This is a genomic window from Desulfoscipio geothermicus DSM 3669, assembly GCF_900115975.1.
Taxonomy (GTDB): domain Bacteria; phylum Bacillota; class Desulfotomaculia; order Desulfotomaculales; family Desulfallaceae; genus Desulfoscipio; species Desulfoscipio geothermicus.
On sequence record NZ_FOYM01000058.1, the window covers coordinates 1 to 5,713 of the forward strand.

8 protein-coding genes are annotated in these 5,713 nt (G+C 45.3%); 6 read left to right on the top strand and 2 right to left on the bottom strand.

The annotated features are described in order from the left end of the window. Window positions 1-275: 275 nt before the first annotated feature. Window positions 276-449 (bottom strand): hypothetical protein, encoded by a 174-nt coding sequence (locus BM299_RS19790; protein ID WP_207545245.1) that lies wholly within the window; start codon window positions 447-449, stop codon window positions 276-278. Between the two features lie 296 nt (window positions 450-745). Between BM299_RS19790 and BM299_RS18370 the strand changes: the two genes are divergently transcribed. The 3 genes from BM299_RS18370 to BM299_RS18380 all read left to right on the top strand — a co-directional run bounded on the left by BM299_RS18370 (window position 746) and on the right by BM299_RS18380 (window position 2,506). Continuing rightward, complete coding sequence (locus BM299_RS18370) at window positions 746-1,387, top strand: Mu transposase C-terminal domain-containing protein (protein WP_092487899.1); 642 nt, start codon at window positions 746-748, stop codon at window positions 1,385-1,387. A 95-nt stretch (window positions 1,388-1,482) separates the two neighbouring features. Then, complete coding sequence (locus tag BM299_RS18375; protein ID WP_092487902.1) at window positions 1,483-2,064, top strand: ExeA family protein; 582 nt, start codon at window positions 1,483-1,485, stop codon at window positions 2,062-2,064. A 184-nt stretch (window positions 2,065-2,248) separates the two neighbouring features. Continuing rightward, complete coding sequence (locus BM299_RS18380; RefSeq protein ID WP_165608438.1) at window positions 2,249-2,506, top strand: hypothetical protein; 258 nt, start codon at window positions 2,249-2,251, stop codon at window positions 2,504-2,506. Between the two features lie 120 nt (window positions 2,507-2,626). Here BM299_RS18380 and BM299_RS18385 read toward each other — a convergent pair whose 3' ends face one another. Then, window positions 2,627-3,235, bottom strand: coding sequence for an IS110 family transposase (locus tag BM299_RS18385; RefSeq protein ID WP_165608439.1), 609 nt, complete (start codon window positions 3,233-3,235; stop codon window positions 2,627-2,629). A 185-nt stretch (window positions 3,236-3,420) separates the two neighbouring features. Between BM299_RS18385 and BM299_RS18390 the strand changes: the two genes are divergently transcribed. The 3 genes from BM299_RS18390 to BM299_RS18400 form a co-directional block, all read left to right on the top strand. After that, window positions 3,421-4,362, top strand: a complete 942-nt coding sequence (locus BM299_RS18390; protein WP_245779861.1) for an IS110 family RNA-guided transposase — start codon at window positions 3,421-3,423, stop codon at window positions 4,360-4,362. Continuing rightward, a complete protein-coding gene (locus tag BM299_RS20290) occupies window positions 4,359-4,481 on the top strand; it encodes a hypothetical protein (protein ID WP_281246398.1) in 123 nt (40 codons plus the stop codon). The genes BM299_RS18390 and BM299_RS20290 overlap by 4 nt, the downstream gene beginning before the upstream one ends. A gap of 985 nt (window positions 4,482-5,466) precedes the next feature. Continuing rightward, window positions 5,467-5,713: helix-turn-helix domain-containing protein (locus tag BM299_RS18400; RefSeq protein ID WP_165608441.1), on the top strand; the 247-nt coding region annotated here is incomplete at its 3' end.

Consider the following 5,713-nt stretch of genomic DNA (forward strand, 5'->3'; position numbering starts at 1 on the left):
CGGACATTAGCATATGCTTGTTCCGTAGGTATGGCGTAAAGATTTTCTCTTTGCACTGCCAGACGCTTTCAACCTCCTTGTGGCAGCCTTTCTAAGCTCGACAGCTACAGAGGCTTCCCTCTGTTTCCTCAGCCATAGGATATATTCCCTTAGGCTCTCCTGAACTCTCAGCGAAATGACTCGTGCAGGTTAGGTTCCTCCTTTACTCCGGGCGACATAAGGACTACAGCTACAGCAATTTGTGAATACTGCAGCCTTCGCCAATACATACCCGATTATGCCCCAAGGTATGCTAAATATAACGAAGCTTCCAACAGAGGTTCACTTTCGTTTAACCGTACTGCACACACGGGCGTTTGTCCCGGCACGGGCACTTGCTTGACAAATTCGCCATTTCCCATTGCTTCCCACATTTCTGTTTCCAGGAATGCAGTTATGGTAAGTTTCACGGGGGTAGTCTCCCGTGGTAGGCGTCTCAGCCTACTCCATTTCACCTACGTTCAGGCGCACCACAAAATAATTTACACTCCCGAGTTGAGCAATAAAATTTTACGTGCTTTACGGATTAAGCCACCAAAAAATGTTACTCCTGTAGAGGAGTTGGTGCTGTAAATTAAAAGTAAGTTTTCTGTAGTGGCAAAATGCACACTTTTATTTTTTTGTGTCCAGATTTTATGCGGGTTTGCGTTAGGTGAACTGATAAAGTCAGGAGTACCGGCGGTTTGTAGCTAAAAATGCACTGGCCATGGTGTTCTTGCCCTGCACCAGGTCCCGGGTTTCCAAAACAGGGCTGATTCACCTTAATAAGCTGCAGTATCTGGTGCCCAGTGCAAGTCTTTACGACCGGTGGGTCCAGGTACGCTATGACCCGCAGGAGCGCTCCTTTGTGCATTGCTGGTATGAGGATCAGTACTACGGTGAGGCGCATGTATATTTACCGGAAAACGATTATCCGAAGCGGCAGGAGTTAATGGCCAAATTACAAGCGGCACCGAAAATTATTATACCGCCTGTAGCTGAGGTGCCGCTGTACAATTATTTGGAGCGCAAACTGGCAGCTCATCGTATACAAGTCGAGGAGGCAGATATTAATAATACACTGGCTTTAGTTAAGGCCAAGAAGGAATATGTCAAGGCCGCTTTGCTCAAGGCTCCCCAAACAGTCTTGGAAACTGCCGGCGCTACTGGCACATCCGAACGTACCGGCGGTCTATCTGCTGATAGCAACAATGAGTTTGGGGCGGACAGTTTGACGCATCTTTTAGCGGTGCTGTTAAAAAGAACCCTGGATGCCCATGACCGGTTATCGGTTCATACCCTCTGGCGGACCTACGGCCCCTTTGATGAGGGGTTGATAAGAAAAACAGTAAGGTCAGCTTTTAGGTGATGGGCATCCTACTTCGAACCTGGCGGGCTTTCTTGAGGCCATAAGGATAGCATAAACTTCCTTTTCCCAAGGTTGCTCAGCCGGATAGTACTTTTATGGATAACCGGGTTGAAGATGCCTTAAACCGGTTGATGCAGCTTCTTTCCAGCAGGGAAGTAGGCGTGGTGGTAGGTGAGGCGGGTACGGGGAAAAGTACTTTGCTGGATATTTTCTTAAACAGGGTTTCCAATACCCGCTACCGGGTTATTCACCTGCCCATACCCCAGTCCAAGCCGAGAGAACTTTACCGGGCTATCGCCGCCGCTGTAGGGGTGAATACGTCCTGGTTCGGGGCTGATGCGCTGAAGGTGGTGGACCTTTTGACTTATTCATATTTGGAGTCGGGCCGCTTCAACCTGGTGTTAATTGATGAAGCGCATATATTAACGCCGGCTTGTTTAAATGAGCTGCGCCTGTTAACTAACGCTACGGTAAAGCATGAGGCTGTTATCACTCTGGTACTACTGGGCCAGCCGTCTTTGGCTTCAACTTTAAAGCTGCCGGCTATGATTCCGCTGGCACAGAGGATTGGGGCCTGGGTTGCTCTGGGTGGTTTATCTGAGGATGAAGCGATGTTGTATATGGACTGGCAGGTCAAAGCTGCCGGCGGACGCCGATATTTTCTCACCGGGTGCTAAAAAGGCTGTTTTTCGCTGCTCTCAAGGGGTGCCGCGCATGATTAACCGGCTAGCTCTGGAGTGCTTGAATGAGGGCTGTTTGGAGGGGGCCAAAGTTATCACGGAGGAACTTTTTGCTCATGTGTGTAAAAATTTGGGTCCGCATCTGACTAATTAATTTGTGAAGGAAGGGGTGGATGTAGATATGCATTTAGAAAGGGGTTTGGATGATTATTTTAGCACGATCGGTTTTTTTGACTTATTGCCGCTGGCATTAAGGTTAGCTGACCAGGCGGGCTATGGTAAGGACGAGATTGTTGAGGCGATTTGTAAGGTGGTGGATAAACATAGGGTATTTCCGCCCAGTAGTAACAGAACGGCCTGGTTCGCCAAGGTTTTTCAGGAGAAACTTGGTGAGGCTAGGGCTGATATTCTAAGGAGAAATTATTTGCGGAATTTGTAGTAGTGTGTATTTAGCCAGTTATCTTTCTTTGAGGAAACTGGCTTTTTATCTAATGAACTGACTGACGGACTGACTTAGTCTATTTTAATTTGATTGCTTCAGTCTATATTAAAGTGATTGCTAACAAGTTTTAACCCCGTAGTTCTTTAAGTGTAAAGGGGTAGGGAATTTAAGCCAAAAAGCTAGCGTTGCCTTACGAAAAGGGTTTTTGAACATCGTTTCATAGCAGGGATATTGTTTGTGGAGTACATGATGAAGCCGGTTTTTCAACCTGGTTTGCTCTTTAATCAGAGCATCTCTATGTTTGGAAAGCTCTCTAACGGCAACGTAAATATCATTTTCTATTACATCAGGTAAGCTGAGGAAGTTGTCCAAAAGAGCTTTGGCAATGTCTAATGCATCATCATGATCAGTCTTTTGGGGGTGAGTTTTTCTAATTGCCTCACGGTTAACAATAACAGGATTAACTTCTTTAACCACGTGCCCCTGGAGATAAAGAAACTGGGCCAGTGAGCGACCAAGGCCTCCAGTATCTTCTAACCCAAACGCTGGAATTAACCCCGCTGGTACATGCTTGAAAACCTCTTCCAAGAAAGCGGTAAACTTTACGGGGTTGTTTGCTAAAATAAAGGATTGTAGTTTCTGATTCCAGCAATTGATCATTACAGCGATATGCTCGTCTTTGTGGGTATCAATACCGACATAGACATAGGCTTGTGGTTTATGCACCAGTAACCAACTCCTCACCGAAATAAAATTTATCAACTCATTGGAGCCTTCTCGTGTCAGCATCGTTCTAGCGCAACGTTCTATTGACCAAATATGAGTTGATATGAAGATAGCAAGGTGGCTGTCTTACAAGGAGCGTTTCAGGAAAATAATTTCCTGCCGCAAGGAGTGACGTTGTAGTGGCCATGGAACCTTCGGGCCACTACTGGAAGCCGCTGGCCTGGTATATTACCGGGGCCGGTTTTACCGTAGTAACCGTTAACCCATACCACGTCAAGAGGAGTAAAGAACTGGACGACAATTCACCGACTAAGAACGACCGCAAAGATGCCTGGGTAATTGCCACATTGGTCTCCGAGGGGCGCTTCTTCAACTGCTTTTTGCCCCGGGGAATATGGTCAGAATTACGAGGCCTTGTCCAAGCACGCCAGCAGAACCGGGCCAAATTAAATGCAGCCAAAAACATCCTGGTGGCCATATTGGATGAGTATTTCCCCGAATATCCCGAGGTATTCAAAAACCTGCTGGGGAAAGCATCCGTCTATGTTCTTACTAACCGTCCGTTTCCCCGGGACCTGCTGCAAATATCCGAAGAACAACTGGCTTGTGAACTAAAAAAGGCCAGCAACAACCGTGTAGGGGAAAAGCGTGCAAAATTACTCCTTTTAACAGCCAGCAACTCCGTGGGGGTGCCGGAAGGCTTAGATTCTGCCCGCTTGCGTATTAAGCAATGCATTGCAGAGATTGAATTTTGGCAAAAGCAGCTTAGTGAAATTGAATCAGCCATGGCAGAAGCTCTGGCCAAAACCGGCCTGGCCGAATATCTTCTAAGCATTCCCGGCGTGGGAGTAGTAACTGCTGCCAGCTTTTTAGGGGAAGTAGGTGACATAAACCATTATGATAACTGGCGCCAGCTGCGCAAAATGGCCGGCTATAACCTGACCGAAAACAAATCAGGTATGAAACAATACGGCCCTACCAAAATTTCCAAGCGGGGCCGGCCGGGACTACGCTGCCTTCTATACCAGGCATCACTTACCCTGGTAGCTAAAAACCCACAGTTTAAAGCATTGTACCAACACCTTAAAAACCGGCAGCAAAACCCGTTAAAAAGAAGCAGGCCTTGATTGCTATTGCTTGTAAGCTATTGAGGGTGATGTTTACCTTAGCCAAGGAAAAGCGTATATATGACCCTGAAAAAGTGCTGGGCGAATACCGCAAAAATCAGCTTCAAGCAGCAGCTTAACCGGTTCCATGGGGTTGTGGATATGCCGCTCATGTGGACTTGTGGACAGCCGGTTGTTATCCTTTAAGGTCATCAAGTAATCCATGATACCTTTTGAACAAATAAGTCAATTTTACCCAAAACCGCCTGTCCACAGGGTCCACAATCGCTTGGACAACGCAAGGCGTTGCCCACATATCCACAACCCCTGCGGCGGCAATATAAATTTTCATCTTCATCTTCATAATCACATTCAAATATAAAAATAAGAACTTAACCTTGGGTGGGGGAAACTGTAAAACCTCCATTAGGGCATGACCCTGCATACGAGTAGCAGTGCCCCACCCACCTCCATTATGCTGAACGAAGGAATGTTAGGGCACAGACCCCGGGAGACATGATAGGGTAAGCAGGGGGTGGATTGTGGGTTAGACCGCCCAGGGTGATAAATTTTAAAAAAGGCAGTTAGTAAGAGCTATTTTAAGCTTTACTGCAAAATATTGAGATAGGGGTGATTTAGTACTCGAACTGATAAGCTTAAATTGTAACCGAATTTCCAGGTGATTCTGGTATTTTCTTGCAGCGTTTTATAGGTTAAGGTAATTGCTATTGGTTGCTTTCAGAATTTCAAGTTAATGGAATATCCATTAGTTTTAAGCACTTTTTGAATCTCGTTTATATCTTTCCGCATGATAACACCTCGGTTGGGTATGATTTGGATTGGTACTCTAATTATACCAAAAACCAGTGTTCATGCGGATTTTTATTGCTTTTTGGGCTCTTCTCAACCCCAAATTCTAGCGGTTTTGTTGGGTGCGAAACTTAAGAATATTAATAAAATATAGATTATTGATTGACATCTTTATTAAGCTATGGTAAATTCTTTGTAAATAAAATTGAGAAGCTTTCTTATATAATGAGAAATTAGCTATTGATTCCAGCAAACTAATAACTTAATAGATCAGTGTGTGTGCTATAAAAAAAATTGAATGGGGTTGGCAAAAGAATGTCAGGAGTTGTTGAAAGATTAGTAACAATCTTAAAGCTGCTCGTCCCGGAAGGTAACAAAAAAGAATGGGGCGCTTCCGAAATAGCTCTCCGTTCAGGAATCCCCGTCGGCACAGTACATAGAATCCTGCTTGATTTAAAAAAGAATGGCATGGTCATTCAAAATGACAGCAACAAAAAGTTTCGACTGGGGTTATTGATCATGGAACTGGGTTTGATCGCCAGATCCAACTTGTCAATAATGG